Source organism: Curtobacterium citreum, from assembly GCF_006715175.1.
Classification (GTDB): domain Bacteria; phylum Actinomycetota; class Actinomycetes; order Actinomycetales; family Microbacteriaceae; genus Curtobacterium; species Curtobacterium citreum.
This window is the reverse complement of sequence record NZ_VFMQ01000001.1, coordinates 1,744,572-1,767,056: the sequence shown is the minus strand read 5'-3', so window position 1 is coordinate 1,767,056 and position 22,485 is coordinate 1,744,572. Positions and strand designations below refer to the sequence as shown.

General features: G+C 74.5%; 22 protein-coding genes. 7 read left to right on the top strand and 15 right to left on the bottom strand.

The window, feature by feature from the left end; translation table 11 throughout:
• Positions 1-2: 2 nt before the first annotated feature.
• From FB462_RS08365 to FB462_RS08355, 3 genes are all read right to left on the bottom strand, one after another.
• Positions 3-1,214 carry a multidrug effflux MFS transporter gene (locus tag FB462_RS08365; RefSeq protein WP_229666717.1) on the bottom strand — a complete coding sequence of 404 codons (1,212 nt, stop codon included), beginning with the start codon at positions 1,212-1,214 and terminating at the stop codon, positions 3-5.
• Positions 1,215-1,356: 142 nt separating this feature from the next.
• A complete protein-coding gene (locus tag FB462_RS08360) occupies positions 1,357-4,014 on the bottom strand; it encodes a phosphoenolpyruvate carboxylase (protein WP_141861323.1) in 2,658 nt (885 codons plus the stop codon).
• A gap of 103 nt (positions 4,015-4,117) precedes the next feature.
• Positions 4,118-4,780 (bottom strand): biliverdin-producing heme oxygenase, encoded by a 663-nt coding sequence (locus FB462_RS08355; protein ID WP_114850905.1) that lies wholly within the window; start codon positions 4,778-4,780, stop codon positions 4,118-4,120.
• A 60-nt stretch (positions 4,781-4,840) separates the two neighbouring features.
• Between FB462_RS08355 and FB462_RS08350 the strand changes: the two genes are divergently transcribed.
• Positions 4,841-5,683, top strand: a complete 843-nt coding sequence (locus FB462_RS08350; RefSeq protein WP_141861321.1) for a siderophore-interacting protein — start codon at positions 4,841-4,843, stop codon at positions 5,681-5,683.
• Positions 5,684-5,746: 63 nt separating this feature from the next.
• Complete coding sequence (locus FB462_RS08345) at positions 5,747-6,355, top strand: GIY-YIG nuclease family protein (protein ID WP_373286837.1); 609 nt, start codon at positions 5,747-5,749, stop codon at positions 6,353-6,355.
• Positions 6,356-6,399: 44 nt separating this feature from the next.
• Here FB462_RS08345 and FB462_RS08340 read toward each other — a convergent pair whose 3' ends face one another.
• The 5 genes from FB462_RS08340 to FB462_RS08320 all read right to left on the bottom strand — a co-directional run bounded on the left by FB462_RS08340 (position 6,400) and on the right by FB462_RS08320 (position 10,583).
• A complete protein-coding gene (locus FB462_RS08340; RefSeq protein ID WP_114850907.1) occupies positions 6,400-7,989 on the bottom strand; it encodes a GMC family oxidoreductase in 1,590 nt (529 codons plus the stop codon).
• Complete coding sequence (locus FB462_RS08335; RefSeq protein WP_141861319.1) at positions 7,986-9,326, bottom strand: alpha/beta fold hydrolase; 1,341 nt, start codon at positions 9,324-9,326, stop codon at positions 7,986-7,988. The genes FB462_RS08340 and FB462_RS08335 overlap by 4 nt, the downstream gene beginning before the upstream one ends.
• 148 nt (positions 9,327-9,474) lie before the next feature.
• The gene (locus FB462_RS08330) at positions 9,475-10,077 is read right to left on the bottom strand and encodes a TetR/AcrR family transcriptional regulator (protein ID WP_058743146.1); all 603 of its coding nucleotides are present in this window, start codon (positions 10,075-10,077) and stop codon (positions 9,475-9,477) included.
• Positions 10,078-10,179: 102 nt separating this feature from the next.
• Complete coding sequence (locus FB462_RS08325; protein WP_114850909.1) at positions 10,180-10,383, bottom strand: hypothetical protein; 204 nt, start codon at positions 10,381-10,383, stop codon at positions 10,180-10,182.
• Complete coding sequence (locus FB462_RS08320) at positions 10,380-10,583, bottom strand: hypothetical protein (protein ID WP_114850910.1); 204 nt, start codon at positions 10,581-10,583, stop codon at positions 10,380-10,382. Before FB462_RS08320 ends, FB462_RS08325 begins: the two co-directional genes overlap by 4 nt.
• A 237-nt stretch (positions 10,584-10,820) precedes the next feature.
• On the opposite strand from FB462_RS08320, the gene FB462_RS08315 reads away from it, so the two are divergent.
• Positions 10,821-11,777, top strand: a complete 957-nt coding sequence (locus FB462_RS08315; RefSeq protein ID WP_141861316.1) for a helix-turn-helix transcriptional regulator — start codon at positions 10,821-10,823, stop codon at positions 11,775-11,777.
• A 29-nt stretch (positions 11,778-11,806) separates the two neighbouring features.
• Here FB462_RS08315 and FB462_RS08310 read toward each other — a convergent pair whose 3' ends face one another.
• From FB462_RS08310 to FB462_RS08295, 4 genes are all read right to left on the bottom strand, one after another.
• Entirely contained in the window at positions 11,807-12,850 is a 1,044-nt protein-coding gene (locus FB462_RS08310; RefSeq protein ID WP_114850912.1) for a PDDEXK family nuclease, read from the bottom strand.
• 115 nt (positions 12,851-12,965) lie between these two features.
• Entirely contained in the window at positions 12,966-13,634 is a 669-nt protein-coding gene (locus FB462_RS08305; RefSeq protein ID WP_058743151.1) for an RES family NAD+ phosphorylase, read from the bottom strand.
• Entirely contained in the window at positions 13,631-14,185 is a 555-nt protein-coding gene (locus FB462_RS08300) for a hypothetical protein (RefSeq protein WP_141861314.1), read from the bottom strand. Before FB462_RS08300 ends, FB462_RS08305 begins: the two co-directional genes overlap by 4 nt.
• 88 nt (positions 14,186-14,273) lie before the next feature.
• Entirely contained in the window at positions 14,274-14,525 is a 252-nt protein-coding gene (locus FB462_RS08295) for a DUF4287 domain-containing protein (protein WP_141861312.1), read from the bottom strand.
• A 177-nt stretch (positions 14,526-14,702) separates the two neighbouring features.
• Here FB462_RS08295 and FB462_RS08290 point away from each other — a divergent pair, with 177 nt between their 5' ends.
• From FB462_RS08290 to FB462_RS08280, 3 genes are all read left to right on the top strand, one after another.
• Positions 14,703-15,806: an amino acid ABC transporter permease gene (locus tag FB462_RS08290; protein ID WP_141861310.1), complete on the top strand. Its 1,104-nt coding sequence runs from the start codon at positions 14,703-14,705 to the stop codon at positions 15,804-15,806.
• Positions 15,803-16,576 (top strand): amino acid ABC transporter ATP-binding protein, encoded by a 774-nt coding sequence (locus tag FB462_RS08285; RefSeq protein ID WP_141861308.1) that lies wholly within the window; start codon positions 15,803-15,805, stop codon positions 16,574-16,576. The genes FB462_RS08290 and FB462_RS08285 overlap by 4 nt, the downstream gene beginning before the upstream one ends.
• Before the next feature lie 61 nt (positions 16,577-16,637).
• Entirely contained in the window at positions 16,638-17,660 is a 1,023-nt protein-coding gene (locus FB462_RS08280) for a transporter substrate-binding domain-containing protein (RefSeq protein WP_141861306.1), read from the top strand.
• A 459-nt stretch (positions 17,661-18,119) separates the two neighbouring features.
• Here the strand turns inward: FB462_RS08280 and FB462_RS08275 are convergent, their stop codons facing one another.
• Genes FB462_RS08275 through FB462_RS17505 form a run of 3 tightly spaced genes read right to left on the bottom strand, consistent with a single transcriptional unit; the run spans position 18,120 to position 21,825 of the window.
• Positions 18,120-19,247: an LLM class flavin-dependent oxidoreductase gene (locus FB462_RS08275; RefSeq protein ID WP_114850918.1), complete on the bottom strand. Its 1,128-nt coding sequence runs from the start codon at positions 19,245-19,247 to the stop codon at positions 18,120-18,122.
• Entirely contained in the window at positions 19,244-20,608 is a 1,365-nt protein-coding gene (locus tag FB462_RS08270) for an NtaA/DmoA family FMN-dependent monooxygenase (protein WP_141861304.1), read from the bottom strand. The genes FB462_RS08275 and FB462_RS08270 overlap by 4 nt, the downstream gene beginning before the upstream one ends.
• Positions 20,605-21,825 (bottom strand): LLM class flavin-dependent oxidoreductase, encoded by a 1,221-nt coding sequence (locus FB462_RS17505; RefSeq protein ID WP_141861302.1) that lies wholly within the window; start codon positions 21,823-21,825, stop codon positions 20,605-20,607. The genes FB462_RS08270 and FB462_RS17505 overlap by 4 nt, the downstream gene beginning before the upstream one ends.
• Before the next feature lie 94 nt (positions 21,826-21,919).
• On the opposite strand from FB462_RS17505, the gene FB462_RS08260 reads away from it, so the two are divergent.
• A complete protein-coding gene (locus tag FB462_RS08260; protein ID WP_141861300.1) occupies positions 21,920-22,480 on the top strand; it encodes a histidine phosphatase family protein in 561 nt (186 codons plus the stop codon).
• The last annotated feature ends 5 nt before the right edge of the window (positions 22,481-22,485 follow it).

Genomic DNA, 22,485 nt, shown 5'->3' with positions numbered 1-22,485 from the left:
CGTCAGGTGTTCCGGCCTCGCCGGGTGGCGACGACCTGGACGACGAGCGCGGCGGCGATGAGGACCGCCATCACCCCGCCCATCGCGAGCGCGGTCCCGCCGAGCACGCCGGCCAGCGGGGTCCCGAGCCCGCCGAGACCGAACGTCAGGCCGCCCTGCAGCGCCGCGGCCGTCCCGGGGTGCGCCGCACCGACGTGCTGCGTCCGCGTCATCGCCGCGGGCAGGACGAAGCCCCAGGCGCCGGTCACGACCGCGAGCCCGCACCACACCGGCACCGGCCCGGCACCGGTGAGCGCCGCGACGAGCACGACCGTGCTGCCGACGGTGCCGACGAGCAGCCCGACGGTCAGCAGGGTGTCCTCGGAGACACGGCCGACGACCCGGCGGAACACGAGCGTCGTGACGACCATCATCGTGGCGTTGGTCGCGAACACGAGGGTGTACAGCTGCTCGGAGAAGCCGTACTGCCGCTGGAAGACGAACGAGCTCGTCGCGATGTAGGCGAAGAACCCGATCGTCGAGAGCACCCCGGTCAGGACGTACGCGCGGAACCGCCCGATCGCGAGCAGGTCCCGGATCCGCCGGCCGTTGTCGCGGAAGCCGGTGCCCCCGCGGGACGCCGGGGGCAGCGTCTCGCCGAAGCGCAGCACGACGGCCGCCGCGAACCCCACCCCGAGCACCGCGAGCACGACGAACATGAGCCGCCACGACCCGACGGTGAGCACGGCTCCCCCGGCCAGCGGCGCGACGACCGGTCCGAGGGCGTTGATCGCCGCGAGGGTCCCGAACACCTTCGCCGTGCGGGCCCCGGTGGTGGTGTCCGACACCATCGCGCGTCCGGCCACCGCCGCCGCGGCCCCGGCGAGGCCCTGCAGGACCCGGGCAGCGACGAGCGTGCCGACGTCCGGCGCGACCGCGCAGCCGACCGACGCCAGGGCGAACGCCGTCGTCCCGACGAGCAGGAGCGGTCGCCGTCCGATCCCGTCACTGACCGGTCCGGCCAGGAGCTGCCCCACCGCGAACGCGACGAGGAACGCGGTGAGCGAGAGCTGCACGACACCGGGCGTCGTCCCGAGCTCGCGGGCGATCGCGGGGAGCGCCGGGATGTACATGTCCGTCGCGAACGGTGAGACGCCGACGATCAGCGCGAGCGGCACGATCGGCGGCAGCACCGCTCCGGTGGTCGGTCGGGTCCCCCTGCGCTTCGTCGTCACCCGCGCAACGCTACGCGCCCCGGATCGATTCGACAGTGCGACCGCGGCGGGTGGGTGGTGACCCCACGACGGACGGGAGGCACGTGGCGGGTCCGCCACGTGCCTCCCGTCCGTCAGGGGGTCGCGATCGCGACCCGCGGGGTCACCCGGTGTTCTGCAGGCCGGCGGCCACGCCGTTCACGGTGAGCAGGAGCAGCCGGTGGTCGGCGTCCGTCGGGTCGGTGCTGCCGGAGGTGCGGATCGCCCGCAGCGCGCGGAGCTGCAGGTGCGACAGGGCGTCGACGTACGGGCTGCGCAGGCGGACGGCGCGGGCGAGCACGGGCCGGTCCTCGAGGACGTCGCTCCCGCCCGAGACCCGGAGCACCCAGTCGCGGGTGCGGAGCATCTCGTCGAGGACCTTCGCGGCGAGGTCGTCACGGTCGGCGAGCTCGAGGTACCGTCGGGCGATCTGCTCGTCGGTCTTCGCGAGCGACATCTCGACGTTCTTGATCATCGCGCCGAACAGCGGCCACTCGGCGTACGCCGTCCGGAGCAGCTCGACGTCGCCGACCGCTTCGAGCGCGGAGCCGAGGCCGTACCAACCGGCGAGGTTGATCCGGGCCTGCGTCCACGAGAACACCCACGGGATGGCGCGGAGGTCCTCGAGCGACTCGACGCTCAGGCCACGGCGGGCCGGGCGGGAGCCGAGGGGCAGGAGGCCGATCTCCTCCATCGGGGTGACCCGGGCGAACCAGGGCGCGAAGCCGTCGGCCTTGACGAGGTCGTGGAACGCGGTCCGCGACACGTCGTCGAGCTGCTGCGCGAGGTCGGCGAACCGGGTCGCCGCGGCGGCGGTGCGGTCCTCGTTCGAGGGCGACGACGCGAACAGCGTGGCCGAGGCCATCTGCTCGAGGTGCCGCGCGGCGATGTCCTGGTCGCCGTACTGGGCGAAGATGACCTCGCCCTGCTCGGTGAGCTTGAGTCGACCGTCGATCGACCCCGGCGGCTGGGCGAGGACGGCTTCGTTCGCCGGTCCGCCGCCACGGCCGAGCGAGCCACCGCGGCCGTGGAACAGCGTCAGCTCGACGTCGTGGTCGCGTGCCCAGTCGGCGATGCGGGCCTGCGCGTCGTACAGCGCGAGGTTCGCCGAGACCGGGCCGACGTCCTTCGACGAGTCGGAGTAGCCGAGCATGACCTCGAGCTTCCTGCCCGTCGCGGCGAGCCGGCGCTCGAACGCCTCGGTGTGCACGGCCTCGTCGAGGATGTCGACGCTCGCGTGCAGGTCGGCGAACGTCTCGAAGAGCGGGATGACGTCGAGCACGGGTGCTGCCTCGACCGATCCGAGGGCCGCGACCGCGAGCTCGTGGACGTTCGCCAGGTCCTGGGCGGACTGCGTGAACGAGACGATGTAGCGGTGCGCCGAGCGGACGCCGTAGCGGCGCTGCAGGTCGGCGATCGTGCGGAAGACCGCGAGGACCTCTTCCGTGGTCTCGCTCAGCTCGCCGCCGGCGCGGATCTCGGCGAGGGCCGTGCGGTGCACCTGCGAGTGCTGGCGGACCTCGAGCTCGGCGAGGTGGAACCCGAAGGTCTCGACCTGCCAGACGAGGTTCTGCAGTTCGCCGTTCGCGGTGCGGGCGGCACCGGCGGCGACGAGCGAGGCCTGGATGACGCGCAGGTCCGCGAGCAGTTCCTCGGGTCCGGCGTAGGCCATGCCGTCCTGCCCACGGCGCGTGGCGCGGATGCGGGCGGCGACGAAGAGCAGCGCTCGACGGTGGGTCTCGTTCGGGGCGCGCACCCCGATGCGCTCGGCGACGGCGGGGTCGAGCGACTCCTGCGCGGCGACGAGGGCCTGGAGCCCGGCGTCCGCCGGGGTCTCGGCGGCGTCGAGCGTCAGGGCGGCACCGATGCGGGTGGCGGCGCGGGCGAGCCCGAGCAGGATGTGCTCGGCGGCGATGTCCGCGGCCTGCCTGGTGACCTCGGCGGTGACGTGCGGGTTGCCGTCGCGGTCGCCGCCGATCCAGGTGCCGAACCGCACGAACGCCGGTGCCGTGACGGGCAAGCTGCCGGCGTCCTCGCCGAGCAGCCGGTCGTCGAGCAGTCGGTAGACCTGCGGCACGATCTCGAACAGCGTCTGGTCGAACACGCTCATCGCCGTGCGGACCTCGTCGAGCGGGGTCGGCCGGGTCGTGCGGAGCGGCGAGGTGCGGAGGAGCGTCGTGATCTCCTCGAGCAGCCGGCGCTCGTTCTCGGCGCGGGCGGTGGCGTTGCGGGCCGCGTCGCGCTCGTCGATCAGGTCGGTGATGCGCCGGACGGCCGTGGTGACGGCACGGCGGCGGGCCTCGGTGGGGTGGGCGGTGAGCACCGGGTGGAAGCGGAGGTCACGGAGCCGCGCGGCTGCCTCGTCCGCGCCGACCTGCTCGACGAGGGACGCGTAGGTGGCGGGGAACGAGTCACCAGCGACACCGCCGTCGTCGCCACGGGCACGCAGCACGCGCACGCGGTGGTGCTCCTCGGCGAGGTTCGTCAGGTGGAAGTACGTCGTGAAGGCCTGGGCCACGGCCTCGGCACGCTCCGCCGACATCCCCGCGACGATCCGTTCGGCCCGGGCGGCACCGTCGGTGTCGGACCCCTCGTACGCGCCGATCACGGCGGCACGCAGGTCCTCCACGTCGTGCAGGAGTCCGTCTCCACCGGTCTCCCGCAGCACCCGCCCGAGCAGGTTGCCGAGGTACCGGACGTCCGCGCGCAGGTCGCTGTCGACCGCTCCGCTGACGTCGTCCCGTGCGCGCCCGTGGCGCGTCGATCCGTCGATCGCCGTCATGGGTTCCTCTCACGTCCGCCGGGAACGCGGCCCGGGTCCCCAGCAGCGTACCGGCGCGGACACGACCGTGACGACGACCGTCCGGACGGTCCCCGCGTCGGGCTCAGGCGGTCGCCGCGGGCAGGCCGTGGCCGATCGACCGGAGCACGGCGCGGTCGAGTGCGGCGGCCGTCTCGACCTCGGCCAGGACGGCGTCGCGCTCGGCGTCCGTCCACGGTGCGGCGTCGAGCTCGGCGCGGTAGGTCTCCTGGAACGCGGCCGGGTCGGCGACCTGGTCGAAGATCGTGAACAGGACGCCGTTCGTGTCGAAGCCGAACCGCTCCTCGAGCAGCGCGGCGAGGGTCGGACCCCCGCTGAGGTCGCCGAGGTAGCGCGTGTAGTGGTGCGCCACGAACCCGCCCGGCGAGGTCGCGGCGACCTCGTTGAGCCGCCGGACGTACGCGGTCGTCGCGGCGGTCGGGCAGCACAGCTCCGACCAGTCCGGACCGACGAGGTACTCCAGGTCCGCGGTGATCGCGGGCAGCCGGGTGAGCTGGTTCGTGACGAAGGGCGCCGCGACGGGGTGGTCGGCCATCCGCTCGGCGGCCCGTTCGAGGGCGGCGTAGACGTGGGCGTACTGGCCGAGCAGGTCGGCGTAGTCCGCGACGTCGCACTCCCCCGCGAACAGGCCCTGTGCGCCGGACGCAGCCGCCCCGGATGCGGCCGCGTCCGACCGGCCCGCCCGCCGCCGCAGCAGCTCGGAGAACGTCGTCACGGTCGCACCCATGAGGTAAGGCTAACCTCAGTGCTCGGAACGTCAAGCAGTCGACTGACAGGAAGTCCCCCGATGCACCCCAAGCCCCAGCGCCCGCAGCACGTCTTCGTGGTCGAGCGCACCGAGCGGCTCACGCCGCACATGGTCCGCGTGCACCTCGGCGGTCCGGCGTTCGCGGACTTCGTCGCCGCCGCCGACCCGGAGCGGCTCGCGTCGACGGACCGGTACGTGAAGCTGCTGCTCCCCGCACCCGGCTCCGACCTGCGGCCGCCGTACGACCTCGACGCACTCCGGGCGACGCTGCCGAAGCACGAGCTGCCCGCGCGCCGCACCTACACCGTGCGCGCGGTCGACCACGAGGCAGGCACCATCGCGGTCGACTTCGTGGTGCACGGCGACGAGGGGCGCGCCGGCCCCTGGGCCGCCACGGCGCGGCCGGGCGACCTGCTCGCGCTCTCCGGCCCCGGCGGCGGCTACGCGCCGTCCACGGACCCCGCCGTCACCCACGTGCTGCTCGGCGACGACAGCGCGCTCCCGGCGATCGGCTCCGCCCTGGAGGCGCTGCCCGCCGCCGCCACGGGCGTCGCCCTGGTCGAGGTGGCCGGTCCCGCCGACGAGCAGCCGCTCGCCCGTCCGGCCGGGCTCGACCTGCGGTGGCTGCACCGCGACGCCACCGGCGCCGAGCCGGGCACGCTCCTGCTCGCGGCGACCCGGGAGCTGCCCCGTGCCTCCCGGCCGGTCCAGGTGTTCGCGCACGGTGAGCGGACCGCGGTCAAGGCGATCCGTCGACTGCTGCAGGACGAGTGGGGACTCGAGAAGGCGGACCTGTCACTGTCGGCGTACTGGGCACTCGGGCGGGCGGAGGACCGGTTCCAGGAGGAGAAGCGCGAGCCGGTCGGGGTGATCTTCGACTGACCGGAGGCGCGGGCGGGCCGGCGGCCGCCGCCGGGGTCGGAGGCTGCCGGTAGCGTCCGGCGGGTGAGCTCCTCGTCTGCGGCCCGCTGCTGCGTCACCGGGTGCGGTCGCCCCACGGCACCCGGCACGCAGGGCGTGCTGCCGCTCTGTCCGGAGCACCTCGGGCTGGCGGCCGAAGCCGTCGAGGCCGGCGCTGCGTCCGGGCCCGCGTCCGGTTCGGTGTCCGGTGTGGAGGACGTGCTGCCGGGACCGTGCCCGGCGTGCGGTTCGCGGCTCGGCGTGCGGTACCCGTCGGGGATGCTGTGCGCCGTGTGCGAGTGGCGCTGGGGCGAGGTGCCCGACGGCGACCTCGCACCGCCGCGCGTGGACGTCGTCTACTACCTGCGGCAGCGCGACGACTTCGGCGACCGGATCAAGATCGGTACGACGGCGAACCCGCGGCAGCGACTCGCGGCGGTGCCGCACCAGGAGCTGCTCGCGTTCGAGCGCGGCGACCGGACGCTCGAACGGCGGCGGCACACGGCGTTCGCGGCGGACCGCTTCCCCGGGACCGAGTGGTTCCGGACCACGCCGGCGCTCCTCGACCACGTCGACGTCGTCGCCGCGGGCGTGCCGGACCCGTGGGTCCTCCACGCCCGTTGGCGGAGCGAGGCGCTGGCACTGCGGGGCTGAGGCAGCAGCCCGAGCCGATCCTCGGCCCCGGTGGCGGCGCGGGGTCAGGCCGCGGTGGCGGCGCTCCGGGCGCGGTCGGCGGCCGGGTCGTCGCGCAGGAACCGGTCGGCCGTGCGGAGCGAGAGCGCCATGATCGTCAGCGCCGGGTTCGCGATGACGGCGCTCGGGAACACCGAGTTGTCGCAGACCCACAGGTTCGGCACGTCCCACGAGCGCCCAGCCGGGTCGACGACCGAGCTCCCGGCGTCGAGGCCCATCCGCGCGGTGCCGATCGTGTGCGCGGTGCGCTCGAGCACCCGGACGTCGGTCCCGCCGGCCGCCTCGACGATCGCGGTCATCGTCCGGACGGCGTGCGCCCGGATGGCGTCCTCGTTCGCACCGGGCGAGAAGGTCACGCGCGCCCGCGGGACCCCGTGCTCGTCGAGCTCGTCGGACAGCACGAGCCGGTTGTCGTCGTACGGCAGGCACTCCGCGTTGATGCCGACGCCGGCCGTCCTCGGGTAGTCCCGCATCGCCCGGACGAGCTCGGCGCCGCGCAGCCCGCCGCCACGCACGAGCGTGGTGGCGAACGTGAGCGGCTGCACGCCGAGGGACTGGATGAGGTAGCCGCCGGCGAAGTCCGCGTCGGCGGGGCGGACGAAGTCCTCGGTGATGATCGACGACGGGTAGCCGCGGTACGAGCGCATCGATTCGTCGAAGGTCGCCCAGACCTGCGTCGCGCCGTGCGCGGTGAAGTTCCGCCCGACCTGGCCACTGCTGTTCGCGAGCCCGGTGTGGAGCAGGAGCCGCGGGGTCTCCACGCCGCCCGCAGCGAGCACCAGGGAACGGCACCGCTGCCGGCGCTCCTGACCGTCGCGGGTGTACAGCACCGCGCAGACCCGCCCCTCGGCGTCGAGCTCGATGCCGTGCACGAACGACTCGGGGCGGATCTCGGCCCCGAACGCCACGGCCGCGGGCAGGTACGTCGTGTCCATCGACACCTTCGACCCGTTCCGGCAGCCCTGGTGACACGAGCCGCACGACACGCAGGCCTGGCGGAGGCCGTGGTGCTCCTGGACGCGGTCCTCGGTCGTGAGTGCGACGGGGGCGTCGGTCGCGGTGATGCCGAGCGCCTCGGCGCCGCGGACCATCATGTCCGACGAGGCGTTCCGCGGCGGCGGACCCATCAGGTAGCGGCGCTCCGGGTCCCACGGGTAGTGCGCGGGACCCGCGACGCCGACCTCGTGCTCGACGCGCTCGATGTAGGCGGTGAGCTCGGCGTGGTCGACCGGCCAGTCCTCGCCCTGCCCGCTCTCGGTGCGCAGGCGCAGGTCGTGGACGCTCGGCCGGGGCGTGAAGGCACCCCAGTGCAGGGTCGACCCGCCGACGCCGGTGCCGCTGTTGTTCGGACCGAACGCGGTCGGTGCGGACCCGCCGCTGATCCGCTCGTCCATCCAGTTGATGTCCGCCGGGGCCTCGACCTCGTCGGGCAGGTGGTCCTCGGGCTCGGTGTTGCGGCCGGCCTCGAAGGCGACCGCGGTCAGGCCCTCGCGGGCGAGTCGGGCCAGGAGCGGGGCGCCACCGGCCCCCGTGCCGACCACGACCACGTCCACGACCTCGTCGTCCGGGTACCGGCGCTGTGCGTCGAGTCTCATCGTGCTGTTCCCTCCGGTTCCCATGCTTCCCGTTGCCCGGCTCCGAGCAACTGGAAGCCCTGCTTGCGGACGCCGTCGCCACCGTTGGCGAAGCCGTCGTAGTCGATGTCGGACATGGTCGCGGGGTGGGCGAGCCACTGCTTGACCAGGTCCACCCCGGCGTCCTCGAACCACGTCCGGAGCTGCCCGGCGTCGAGCGGACCGTCGGAGCGCAGTCGTCCGGCCGCGGCGTCCTCGAGCGCCGCGGGCAGGTCACCGGAGTCGGCGATCGGCGCGAGCACGTCGAGGGCGGCCCGGTAGGCGTCGGCGTCCGTCAGCATGCCGTCGGCGCGCCACCCGTCCCCCTGACCCGCGGCGAGCTGGGCGTCCAGGCGCAACGCGAGGTCGACCTGCTGCGGACCCGGCTGCGGGACGACGACGCGGGCGACCGCGCGGAGCGTGTCGAGCTGCCGGGCGGTCAGGGCGCGGGGTTCCGTCGCGGGGTCGTCCGGCAGTGCGCGGACGGCCAGGACCCCGCGTGTTCGGGCGCTCACCCGCGGCGACGCGAGCACCCGGGCGGTGTCGGCGGGGACGACCGGGGACGGCGCGACCCGGCGCGACCAGAACTCGCGGACGACGGCGGCCACCTCGACCGGGCGCTCCCACGGCAGCAGGTGGGCGGCGCCGTCGACGACGTGCAGCTCGGCGGCGGGCCAGTGCGGCATCGTCAGGCGTCGCTGGGCGTCGGCGTCCAGGTCGCCGTCCTCGGCACCGGCCAGGACGAGCGCCGGCGCGGGGTTGGGCTCGGCGTCGGCCGACCAGTCCTCACGGCTGCCGCGGAGCAGCCAGTCGCGCCAGGCCCGCGGGTCGGTGCGCTCGGCGTCGTGCACGGCCATCTCGTGCCGGTCCGGCGGCAGCGTGGACGCGGTGTTCGCGTCGACGAACTCGGCGGCGTGGTCGGGTCGGATGCGTCCGTGCTCGGCCCACGCGAGCATCGACTCCCGACGTTCCTCGGCCATCGGCTCGGGAGCGAGGGGCGAGGCCGCGAGGAGCACGACGGCGCGCAGCCCGAACAGGCCGTTCGCGCCGGAGAGCGTGCGGTCCGCGACCACCGTCGCGACCTTCCCGCCCATCGAGTGCCCCACCAGCGCCCACTCGGTGGCGCCGCTCGCGCCGATGGCCCGCTCGACCGCAACGGCCATCTCCTCGACGGTGGTCCCTGCGCTCGCGGGGCTGCGGCCGAAGCCGGGGAGGTCGATGCCGACCAGGTCGAGGTCGCCCGCGAGCTCGGAGCGGAGCAGCGCGAACTCCTCCGAACTCGACCCGAGGGCGTGGAGGCAGAACGCGGTCGCTGTCATCCTTCGTTCCTACCGGGGCGGAACGGCCGGACCCAGACTGGCGTACCCCGATCCTGTACCCCGTGCTGATCCTGTACCCCGCACTGGGTCCGGTCCCCGCGCTGGGTCCGGTCCCCGCGCTGGGTCCGGTCCCCGCGCCGGGCTGCGGTCAGTCGGTCGGGTCGCCCTCGTAGACCGACAGCAGCATCGCGGCGCCGAGGCGTGCCGCCCGTGCGGGCTGGGCGGAGCGCTGCACCGCCGACTCGACGCGGGCGCCCTCGACGAGGAGCGACAGGGCCTGAGCCACGTGGGCGGGCACCCCGGCGCGGGAGCAGAGCATCGTGAGGTGCGCCTCGACGTCGGCGAAGTGCTCCTGGGCGAGCGCGGCGATCGCCGGGTCCTGCCGCCCGAGCTCGGCGTGGCCGTTGATGAACGCGCAGCCGCGCCAGCCCTCGTCGGCGAAGCACTGCTCCAGGTAGCCGAACACCCCGAGGACCTCGTCCCGCGGGTCGTCGGAGGCCGCCGCGATCCCGTCGAGAGCGCGGCGCCAGGCTCCGTGCCACCGCTGCAGCACCGCGACGACGAGCGCACGCTTCGTCGGGTAGGCCGCGGTGAGCTCCGCACGGGTCAGCCCCGCCCGCTCCGCGACGTCGTCGAGGGTGACCGGGGTTACGCCGCGTTCGGTGAACAGGGCGTCGGCGGCACCGGAGGCCCGTCGCTGGACGGACGTCTCGCGGTCGGTCCGGACGAGGGTCGGGGTGACGGTGCTCATGCGCTCTCTGCTGATCGGGGCTGGTGTGGACGTTCGTGCGGGCTCGTTCGTGCGGGGTCGTTCGTGCGGGCTCGCTCGTGCGGGCTCGCTCGTGCGGTGAGCCTACTGACCGGGCACGCCCGACGTGTCGAGCGCCTCGGCGAGCAGGGCGCGCATGTCGATCGGCTGCGTCGCGGTGTCCGACGCCGCCGATCGACGCACCGGCAGCAGCGTGTCGGCGAGGGACCGGTCTGCCCCAGGGATCGCCCTGGTGCCCCGTGCGACCCGGGACCCGCGGATGCCGAGCTCGTTGCGGGGGATGCTCATGCGGAGACCCCGAGCAGGATCGCGGCCGACGCGGCCACCGTCACGGACACCAGCCCGGTCGTCACCGCGGCGACCTGCAGCCCGTGCTGCAGGCGGGCCTGACGGACCTCGGAGAAGGTGGTCCCCCGGCGGCTCGTCGACGAGACCGCGTGGCGGGCGCTCGTGGGTGCGGTGTCCAGGTCGGCGGCGATGGTCGTCACGGTGGCTTCCTCGTCTCGGGAGGTCCGGCTGCTCCGGACCCGTCGAGGACGACGCTAGGACGCCGTCCGCCGGGACGCGGTGCGGACGCCCGTGGTCGACGATTCCCGGACGTCCGAGCGCGACACCCGACGATCCGTGGACATCGACCGCGACCGCGGACCGGGCGGTCCACCCCCGGACCGGGGGCACGGCGATCCGGACAGGGCCGCGCGGAGCGGTCATCATGCACGAGACCCATGAACCCGACACCTCCGACCCGGATCGACGTGGACGAGCAGAGCTCGGACCTCGACGCCGCCCGCGACCTGCTCGCCACCACGTACGCGGGGAACGAGTGGCGCGCCGACGCGACCGCGATGCCGTTCGCGTTCCGGTTCGCGGCCGTCGGCGACACCGCGATGTCCCTCCGGACGATCCGCTTCGACGGGCACCTGCAGGGCGTGATGACCCCGTCCGAGGACTTCGTCGTGCAGTGGACGACCCGGGGGACCGCCACGATCGGCTCCGGGGACGACCAGCTCCTGATGGAGCCCGGTCGGCCGCAGCTCTGGCCGCAGCAGGGCGCGGCGTTCTCGTACCGGGACTACGAGCAGAAGATCGTGCAGGTGAACCGGGCAGCGCTCGAGGAGGTCGCCGGCGAACGCGGAACGGCACCGGGGCAGCTCGTCCTGGACCACACCGTCCGCCCCGACGAGCGCGCCCTGCGGGTGTGGCGGAGCAGTGTGCAGCTCATCTCGCACACCGTGCTCGACCGGAAGGCGTCGCCGCTGCTGCAGGCCGAGATGGGACGGCTCGGCGCCCTCGCCCTGCTCGAGCTCTACCCGGTGGTCAGCGCGTCGCTCCCCGACGAGCTGCTGCTCCCCCGCAACGCCCACGTCCGACGGGCCGTCGAGTACGTGCACGAGCACGCGCACCTGCCGATCACGAGCACCGACCTGGCCCGGGTGGCCTCGCTGAGCCTCCGTGCGCTGCAGATCGCGTTCCAGCGGGCGTTCGAGCTCTCCCCCAACGCCTACATCCGGCAGGTCCGGCTCGACCGGGTGCGGGACGCGCTGCTGCAGGGCGACCCGGCGACGACGAGCATCGCCGAGGTCGCGAAGCAGTGGGGCTTCGCGCACGCCGGACGGTTCTCCGCGACGTACCAGCAGCGCCACGGCGAGTACCCGCGGGACACCCTGCGCCGACGAGCGTAGCGCCCGGCCGACGGGTCGGAACCCGGGCGTCAGCGCCCGTAGGCGTCGACGAACAGCGGGCCGCGGACCGTGCGGAGGGTGTCGACGAGCTGGTCGACCGTCCGCCGCGAGATGCCGGAGACCTCGAGGTCGTACGGCCCGAGTGCGGGGAGCCGACCCGTGCGGATCCGCACGACCTCCCACCCGACGGCCCGGACCGCGCGGTCCTTCCGGCGGTCCGTCTCCTGCCGCGGCCCGACGTGCTCGAGCCCGTGTCGCCCCGTGCTGTCGTACTCGATCGCGACGCGGAGCTCCGGCAGCACGATGTCCGGCCACGCCTCGACGTGGTCGAAGAACGGCCGGTCGAGGCGGATCGCGGTGTGGTCGAACGTCAGCGCGAACCGCTCCTGCAGGGCCGCCCGGAGTTCGGCCTCGACCGCTGAGGCCGTCGCGGGGGCGCACACGCTCGGGAAGGACTCCCCCGACGGCAGCCGGGGGGTCTTCGGGCAGATCGTCCGCGGGACGGGCGGTCGTGCAGCCGTCCGCCGTCCACCGCCGCCGGTCGCACCGGACCGCCCGGGTCGCGCACGGCTCGACGCCACGGCACCCGTCGGGACCGCCGTTGCTCCAGTCGGGCCCGCCACACGCGGCGACGGTCCCGCGCCACGCGACGGTGCCGCGCCGCGCGCCGGTGCCGCGGGCAGGGTCTGGCGACCGGTCACGCGCTCGGCCCGCTGCGGCGCGGGCACGGTCGCCGGCCAGTCCGCGGGCAGCACGGGCCAGCGGCGGGGCTGCGCCTGGAGCTGGCACTCCGGGCACCACACCGACCGACGACGCTCCCGGCCCGGCCGCGACCGCTGCTCGGCCGGCGTCGCGACGAAGACGTGGCCGACGTCGCACTCCCACGTGAGCAGGACCTCGGCCGTCGGGGGCACCTGGGTCAGGACGACGCCGTGGTTCCACTCCGGGTGGTACTGCCGGATCAGCACGGGGTAGGACGCCCACGCCGACCGGAACTCGCCGACGGCGTACGGAACCGCGACGCCGCGGGACCACTGCCGGCGCCGCCACCACGCATCGACGGGTTCGACCACCCCGCCACGCTAGGGACGGCCACCGACACGGCGGCCCGTCGACCGCCCGGCCGAGCGGCCGTCCGGCCGCGCGACCCCCGGCCGCGCGACCACCCGGTCGCGCGCGGCCCTGTCGTCAGTCCTGCGGGGGCGTCGCGAACGTGAAGCGCTCCGGCCCGGACTCCGACCCGTCGTCGAGCACCCGGATCCCGGCTTCGCGGCACGCCGTGACCCCGTCGCGGTGCACGCGCTCCGGACGCGGCCGACGCGGGATGCCGGCCGCGCCGAACACCGCCCACGCGTTCGCCGCCGACGCGCTCGTGAACCGCGTGCTGTACCGCACCCCGGCGAAGCCCGCCGCGTCGAGGGCCCGTGCCCAGGCCTGCGGCACGCGGTAGTCCCCCATCGTCTGCAACTCCGCGCCGACGCCCCACCGCACCGCCGCCGGGTGCGTGACGTCCGCGAAGCGACGGCCGCGCGAGGCCCGGGCCGCGACGACGACCATCTCGCGGGCGCGCGACGCGAACACCGTGTTCGTCGTCAGGACGTGGTGCGCGAGGCGCTCGCGCACCGCGACCTCGACCGCGTCCGCCCAGTAGCAGGTGCCCCGCGGCACGGCGAGGTCGAACCGACCACCGTCGACCCCGTCGGCGTCCGGCTCCGTGCTCGCGAACCACCACGCGCCGCGGTCGTGCCGCTTCGCCCGGTAGAACGTGGTGCCGCGACTCTCCTCGGCGGGGAAGTCGGTCAGGTCGAGGTCGTCTCGCGGACGCTGCTGGGCGACGTCGGTGCGCCTGGGCGTCACGCGTCGGCCGCCCAGGCCGTGGCGGCACGACGGGCGGCGGCGAGGACCTGCTCGTGCCGGCCTTCGCGAAGCGCCTGCGCCGCGGTGGTGCCGCCGAACTCGTCCGCCACGGTGTGCAACCAGAGCGCGCTGCCCCACGGGTCGATCCGGTCGGGGTCGACGAGCGCGAGCACCTGCCGCAGGTGCGGCAGCGGCGTCCCGGACGCGCCGAACTGGAAGGACGGGAAGACGAGGCTGCCGTCGCCGATCTTCAGGCCGATCAGGTCGCGCTTCGCCACCGCCTTGCTGAGCGCCTGCCGGGTGACCCCACGCCAGGCCGCGAGCGTGGGGGTGTCGTAGAACGGCCCGATGAGCGCGTCGGCCTCGTGCTTGACGGAGGGCAGTGCGGCGAGCATCCGGTCGGCCAGGAGCTCCACGTCGACGCCGGACTCGAGCGCTCCGGCCGCGCGGCCGTTCGCGATCCGCCGGCGCAGTGCGTCGAGCAGGGCCGTCTCGTCCGCCGAGGGGCCGTCCGTCCCCCTGGGCTGCCGTGCGTGGGTCGTCGCTGCCATGGCACCTCCTGTCAACTGCGTCAACCGGATCCTACGCCGGCGCGACAACCGCGTCAACCACCGGCGCGCTGGCTCGGCGGCGCCGCGCTCAGCCGTCCAGGGCGCGCCGGACGTACCCCACGAGCGCGTTGGCGTGACCGTGGCCGAGCCCGTGCTCCTCCTTGAGCCACGACACGACCTCCATGTGACGGTGGTCGTCGAGGCGGTCGGCGACCAGGTCGAGCCACTCCTGCACCGGCCGGCCGTAGGTCCGTTCGATGCTCGGGAAGTACGAGGCCGGGCCGGAGACCTTCGTGCTGTCGGCGGGCGGCTGCGGTGCGGGGACGCGGTGCGTGGTCACGGTGGTCAGGGTAGCTGCGCGAGGGTGGCACCGACAGGGGTCCCGCGCACGCAGCACCGTCACGCGGGGGCACCGGAGGTCACGCGCGCGACGCTCCGTGACGTCCCGTTCCGTCCCGTGGCGAAGTGTTGCGAGGACCCGTTGTCAGAGGTCCGCAGGCCCTCCTACGGTCGCCCCATGACCGACACCACGGACCGCTCGACGCGCAGGTCCGCACCCCACGCGACCGCCCCGGCGACCGCAGTCGGCGCGCACGACGGGAGCAGTGCCTCCCGTCCGCTCGCCCCGACCGTCGACGCGGCCGCACGCGCCGCGCTCGACCGTGCCGTCCTACCGCTGCGCCACCCCGTGCGGTGGATCGCCGCCACGGTCGTCCTGGTGCTCCTGCTGAACGGGGTCGAGACGCTGTTCACCAACCCGGCGTGGGGGTGGCCCGCGGTCGGGAAGTGGCTGTTCAGTCCCGCGATCCTGACCGGACTGCAGCTGACGCTCGTCGCGACCGGGCTGAGCGCGGTGATCAGCTTCGCGGGCGGCGTCCTCGTGGCACTCGCGCGGCTGTCCCGCAACCCGGTGCTGTCCGGACTGGCGTGGGGCTACGTCTGGCTGTTCCGGTCGGTGCCGCTCATCCTCGTGCTCGTCTTCCTGTACAACCTCGGGTCGCTGTACCCGACGATCGGGATCGGGATCCCGTTCGGGCCGCAGCTCGAGGTACGGACGGCGAACGTGCTGGGCGACCTGGCGATCGGCGTGCTCGCACTGAGCCTGAGCGAGATCGCCTACGCGTCGGAGATCGTCCGGGCGGGGGTCCTCGCGGTGGACCACGGTCAGCTCGAGGCGGCGCAGGCCCTCGGGCTCCCCCGCCGTCGGCAGTTCGTGCGGGTCGTGCTGCCGCAGGCGCTCCGCTCGATCGTGCCGGCGTTCGTCAACCAGGTGGTCGGGTTGCTCAAGGCCTCGTCGCTGCTGTTCTACGTCTCCCTGCTCGACCTGTTCGGCGTCGTCCAGAACCTGTCGAGCACGTACCCGACCGACATCATCCCGCTGCTCGTGGTCGCGACGCTCTGGTACCTCGCGTTGACGAGTGCGGTGTCGGTCGTGCAGTACTACATCGAGCGGTGGACGACGCGCGGGTCCGCGCGGGCGCTGCCGCCGACGCCCCTGCAACGGGTGCGGGCGGCGGTCCGGCGGGTGGGGGCTGTCCGGCCTGGAGGCACGGGTCGTGTCGCGCAGGTCGCCGGTGCCCAGCGGGTGGTCGCGTCCGGCACCGGGGAGGGCGCCTCGTGAGCGCGGCCGTCGCGGTCGTCGGCGCGGTGAAGTCCTTCGGCGACCGGCGGGTCATCGACGGGGTCGACCTGGAGCTCGCCGCCGGGAGCGTCACCGTGGTCCTCGGGCCGTCCGGGTCCGGCAAGTCCACGCTGCTGCGCGCGATCAACCACCTCGAACCGCTCGATCGCGGCGTCGTGACGGTCGGCGGCGAGCCCGTCGGCGTGCGGTTGCGGACCGGACGGGACGGTACGACCCGCTGGAAGGAACTGCCGGAACGGGCGATCCTCCGGCAGCGCTCCCGGATCGGCTTCGTGTTCCAGCGATTCGAGCTGTTCCCGCACCTGACCGCGCTCGAGAACGTCGCCGAGGGGCCGATCGCCGCCGGGGTGTCCCGTCCGGTCGCGCTCCGACGTGCGCAGGAGCTGCTCGAGCGCGTCGGGCTCGGCGACCGCGGGGCGACCCGTCCACGGCAGTTGTCCGGCGGGCAACAGCAGCGTGTGGCGATCGCCCGGGCGCTGGCGCTCGACCCCGCAGTCGTCCTGCTCGACGAGCCGACCTCCGCGCTCGACCCCGAGCTGGTCGGCGAGGTCCTCGGCGTCATCCGGTCCCTGGCCGAGTCCGGCACGACCCTCGTCATCGTCACGCACGAGGTCGCGTTCGCCCGCGAGGTCGCCGACCACGTCGTCTTCCTCGACCACGGGCGCGTCGTCGAGCAGGGGCCGCCGGCCCAGGTCATCGACGCCCCGCAGCACCCCCGCACGCGCGACTTCCTGTCCCGCGTCCGCTGAGCCCGTCTGCCCCGTCTCAGCCTTCCGACCGTCCTCACCGTTCCCAACCAAGGAGTTCGCCTTGCCCACCACCGCTCTCTCCCGCTGGCGTCACCGCGCCGGAGCCCTCGTCCTCGCGACCGGCGTCGTCGTCGCCCTGGCCGGGTGCGCCGCGAACGCCTCCGCCGCCGGCGGCGCTGCCGGGTCCGCCGACGGCACCGTGACGATCGGCGCCGCGTCCAACGGCGCCGCGACCGAGACGAAGGTCCGGGTCTCCGAGGACACGAAGCTGCACGACGCGCTCCCCGCCGACGTGAAGTCGTCCGGGAAGCTCACGATCGGCATCGGCGCGCTGCCTGCCGGGTTCCCGCCGCTGGCCTTCACCGGGGACGACCAGAAGACGCTGACCGGTTCCGAGCCCGACCTCGGCCGGCTCGTCGCCGCGAAGCTCGGACTCCGGGCGGACGTGCAGAACGCCAACTGGGACAACCTGTTCGTCGGCATCGACGGCGGGAAGTACGACGCCGGGTTCTCGAACGTCACCGTGACCGAGCAGCGCAAGGAGAAGTACGACTTCGCGTCGTACCGGCAGGACAACCTCGCGCTCCAGGTGCTGAAGACCTCGAAGCTGACCTTCGACGGCGACCCGTCCGTGCTCGCCGGCAAGACGATCGCCGTGAGCTCCGGCACGAACCAGGAGAAGATCCTGCTCGAGTGGAAGGCCGACCTCGAGAAGGACGGCAAGACCATCGGCGTCAAGTACTACCCGGACGGCAACGCCGTGAAGCTCGCGCTCGACTCCGGCAAGATCGACGGCTACTTCGGCCCGAACCCGACCATCGCGTACGCGAACAAGCAGAGCGTGGAGAGCGCGCACCCGACGAGGACCGCGGGGACGTACTCCGGTGCCGGCTCGACCCTGCAGGGACTCATCGCGGCGACCACGAAGAAGGACAGCGGTCTCGCGAAGCCGATCGCCGACGCGGTCAACGAGCTCATCGCGGACGGGATGTACGCGAAGTGGCTGCAGGCGTACAACCTGTCGAACGAGGCCGTGCAGACCTCGCAGGTGAACCCGGAGGGGCTGCCGCTCGACAACAGCTGAGCGCGTCCCCTGTCCGTCGACACCCCTGTGACCGTCGTGGTCGCGGGGGTGTCCGGCGTGCGCGGTGCGGCTCGGTCGGCCGCGGTCACGTCTCGGCCGTGGCGCGGTGGCGGCGGCTCCGCGTCACGGTCGGCCGCGGACGCCCAGAGCGCAGGACACGCCGCGCGTCGCTCGCGCCGGGTGCACGACACGCCGTCCGGCAGCGCCGAGCGGGCCACATGTCGGCAACTCGGCGGGGCAACGCCGGCGCGCCCGACGCAGCGGGTCGCGTCGGGGCCTCCCCCGCTCGACACGCCCGACCGCGGACACCCAGAGCGCAGGACACGCCGCGCGTCGCTCGCGCCGAGGGCACGACACGCCGTCCGGCAGCGCCGAGCGGGCCACATGTCGGCAACTCGGCGAGGCGGCGCAGGCGGGGGCGGGCGCAGCGCGGCAGCGCGGCAGCGCGGCACGCCCGGGTCAGGCGGCCGGCGCCAGCGCCCGGCGCGCCCACTCGGCGGCGAGCAGCTCGTAGGAGCGGACGCGGGCGGCGTGGTCGTGCGTGATGGTCGTGACGAGCAGCTCGTCCGCCCCGGTCACACGGCGGAGCACCTCGAGCCGGTCGGCCACGTGCGCCGCGTCGCCGACGAACCGCGACACGAGCCGGTCCCGCACGGCGGCGACCGCCTCGTCGGGGAGCGGTGTCGCACGGGCCGCGTCGGGCGTCGGGTACGGGATCGCCCCGACACCGGAGCGGATCGAGTGCACCCACTGGCCGTACCCGAGGGCGAGCTCCTCGGCCTCGGCAGCGGACCGCCCGACGACGACGTCGGCCGAGACCACCACCCGCGGCGCATCGAGCACCCCCGGGCGGAACGACGCACGGTACGCCTCGACCGACGCCAGCACGGTGCCCGGCGACGAGTGGTAGTTCGCGCCGTACGGCAGCCCGAGGGACCCGGCGACGCGGGCGCTCTCGCCGCCGGTCGACCCGTGGATCCACAGTTCGACATCGGCGCCGGTCGCGGGCGGCGCCTCGACGACCTTCCCGCCGCGGGTCCAGGTGCCGGCGAAGAGGGCCCGGACGAGCGCGAGGTCGTCGTCGAAGCGCTCGACGTCGCCCGGCACGCGACCGAGCAGCTCGCCCTGCAGCGCGAACGTCGACCCCGGGGCGACCCGGAAGTCGAACGGTGCGGGGAGGAGCAGGCCGTCGACGACCTGGTCGGCACGAGGCGCGAGCGACGGCGGCTTCGGTGTCCCCGGCGCCGGGGCCCCGGACCGGCCGAGCCCGAGGTCGAACCGCGGTCCGTACAGCCCGGTGAGCGTCCCGAAGGTCTCCGCGATCTGCAAGCCGCGGACGTTCCCGACGAGCGTCGCGGCACTGCCGACCCGGATGCTGGACGTGACCGCGGCCACGGCACCGATCACCACGGTCGGCGCGCTGCCCGCGACGCCCGGGTTCAGGTGGTGCTCGGCGAGCCAGTAGCGGGCGTACCCGGCACGCTCGGCGGCGCGGGCCAGGTCGAGGGTGCGGTGCAGTGCGGTCGCCGACGACGACCCGGAGACGACCGGGACCAGGTCGAGGACCGAGAGCGGGACGGCGGTCACGCGGACACCGCCTGCCGGTCGCGGACGGCCCCGGAGAGGCCGAGGGTGTCGCGGAGCGTGGCGCCCTCGTCGTAGGACTCGCGGTACACCCCGCGCTCCTGCAGCAGCGGGACGACGCGGTCGACGAACTCGTCGAGGCCGTACGGGTTGGTGTGCGGGACGACGACGAACCCGTCCGACGCCCGCTCCTGCACGTACCGGTCGATCTCGGCGGCGATCGACGACGGCGTGCCGACGAACCCGCCGCGCGTCGAGACCTGGATGACGAGCTCGCGGATGGACAGGTGCTCGGCCGCGGCACGGTCGCGCCAGTCCTGCACCAGAGCGCGGGGGTCACGGACGTGGCGCACCCGTCCCCTGGTGATCGTCTCGGCGTCGACGTCCGGCTCGACGTCGGGCAGCGGACCGTCGACGTCGTACGACGACAGGTCCCGGTTCCAGACCTGCTCGAGGAACGCGATCGCCGTCGCCGGGCTGACCTGGGCGCGGCGGATCGCCCGCGAGTGCTCCTCGGCCTCGGCCTGGGTGTCCCCGAGCGTGAAGGTCGCCCCGGGCATCACGAGCAGTTCGGCCTCGGACCGTCCGACGCGCTCGAGCCGGGCGGTGACGTCGTCGTAGAAGGTGCGCGCGTCCTCGAACTCGGTGTGGAGCGAGAACACCACCTCGGCGTGCCGGGCGGCCAGGTCGCGCCCCTCGTCGGAGTCCCCGGCCTGGACGACCACCGGGTGTCGCTGCGGGCTCCGCGGGACGGGGAAGGTCCCGGTGACGTCGAACTGCGGTCCGTGGTGGTCGACGTCCCGGATGCGCGAGCGGTCGGCGAACCGTCCGGACGCCGGGTCCGCGACGACCGCGTCGGCTTCCCAGGAGTCCCAGAGCTCCCTCGCCGTCTCGACGAACTCCGCCGCCCGCGTGTACCGGTCGGCGTGGTCGAGGAACCCACCTCGGCGGAAGTTCGCCCCGTGGAACGCGTCCGAGCTCGTCACGACGTTCCAGCCCGCGCGGCCGTCGGTCAGGTGGTCGAGTGTGGCGAGCTGCTTCGCGAGCTCCACGGGCTCGTTGAAGGTGGTCTGCAGGGTGCCGACGAGACCGATGTGCGACGTGACCCCCGCCAGGGCAGCGAGGATCGCGAGGGTGTTCGGCCGCCCGACGACGTCGAGGTCGTGGATCCGCCCCTTCTGCTCGCGGAGCCGCAGTCCCTCGGCGAGGAACAGGTAGTCGAAGCACCCGCGCTCGGCGTTCCGGGCGAAGTGCTCGAAGGACGAGAACGCGATCTGGCTCTCGGCCCGCTCGTCGCTCCAGATCGTCGTGTTGTTGACGCCCGGGAAGTGGGCGGCGAGGTGGACCTGACGCTTCGTGCTCATGACGGGACCCCCTGGGTCGGGACGGCGTACCGGCTGACCGCCGGCGCGATGCCGAGCCGCGTGCGCAGGTCGACGGTGGGACGGGACGGCGGGTCGGCGCGCAGGCCGGCGGTGACGAGGGCGGGGACGAGCTGTCGGGCGACGGCCGTGCTGTCGGCGGACGTCCGCAGCGGCCGGAGCCGGACCCCGGCGTAGCCGATCGCACGGAGGTCCGCGATCCGGTCGACGAGGCCCGTCGCGGTGGTGACGAGCACGGCGGCGTCCGACGCAGCCGAGTACGGCGACCCGGACGCGGCGTCGAGGGCGGCGAGCTCGTCCTCGGCCTCGGCGACCGAGGACCCGAGGAGCACCGCGAGGTCCGCGAGGACCGGACGGACCGTGGCTGACCCGGCCGCCTGCTCGGCGTGACGGACGCGTGCCAGCGCGCCCCGCGCCTCCAGGCCGACACCGCCGACACCGCCGACTCCACCCGACGGACCCGACGCGCCCGGTGTGACGAGCACCACGTCGGCCGTGTCGACCGCCAGGCGAGCCGCGTCGTCGTCGTGCGCGAGCGCGAACACGGGCGGCCGCCCCTGCGGCGACCGCGGGACGATCGACGCGCCGTGCACCGAGACGTGCTCGCCCACGAAACGGGCGTCGTGGATCCGGTCGCGGTCGATGAAGCGGCCCGTCGCGACGTCGCGGATGATCGCGTCGTCGTCCCAGCTGTCCCAGAGACGGGAGACGACCTCGGCGACCTCGCGGGCCTCCGCGGCGAGCGTCGCCGGGTCGTCACGGCCGGACCGACGGCCGAAGAGCGCGGCCTCGCGGGTCGTCGGGCTCACCTGGATCCGCCACCCGGCTCGCCCCGCGGAGACGTGGTCCAGGGTCTGGAGGCCCGTGGCCACGTGGAACGGCTCGGTGTGCGTGACCGAGACGGTCGGCACCAACCCCACCGAGCGGGTCGCGGGTGCGACCGCGCTCGCGACCAGGAGGGCGTCGAGCCGCCCCACGACGGTCCGGGTGTCGAGGTCGCCGTCGGCGTCGAGAGGACCCGCGGTGAAGGCGTCCTCGAGCGTGACGGCGTCGATGCCGGCGCGGCCCTGCTCGACGACGACGCGGCGCCAGTGCGCGAGACGCGTGGTGTCGCGGGCGGCTGCGGGGTCGGCGCGCCAGGCGGCCGGGTGCCAGCCGGCGCCGTGGAGGGCCGTGACGAGGATGGTTCGGTCGGGCATGGAGCCGACGCTACGGCCGCGACGGTCAGGCGACGACGGGTGTTGCGGAGGATGACCGGGCGTTGCGTCGTGTGACGTCTGCCAGGCTCGTCGGATGGTGTCCTGCTTCCTGACCCACGCCGAGGTGGTCGTCGACCCGGAGGTCCCGATCGAGTCGTGGGGGCTGTCCGCCGCCGGTCGACGCCGAGCCGCCGTGGCCCACCGCGTCGCGTGGTCGCCCGAGGTCCGACGGATCGTCTCGAGCGCGGAGCGGAAGGCCGAGGAGACCGCAGCGGTGCTCGCCCGGGCCGTCGGAAGCGGACCGGACGTCGAGGTCGAGCCCGCGCTCGGCGAGATCGACCGCAGCGCGACGGGCTACCTGCCACCGGCCGAGTTCGAGGCCGTCGTCGACGCGTTCTTCGCCCGTCCGGACGAGTCCGTCCGGGGGTGGGAGCGTGCGGTGGACGCGCAGGCCCGGATCGTCGCGGCCGTCCGGGCGCTGACCAGGACCGGGGACGTGACGATCGTGTCGCACGGTGCGGTCGGCGCGCTGCTCCTCGCCGACCTCCGCGGCGTGCCGATCAGTCGGGCGCTCGACCAGCCGGGGATGGGCAGCGTGTTCACGTTCGACCCGCGGCGGTGGCGCGCGTGCTCCGGGTGGGCGCGGGTCGGCTGACCCGG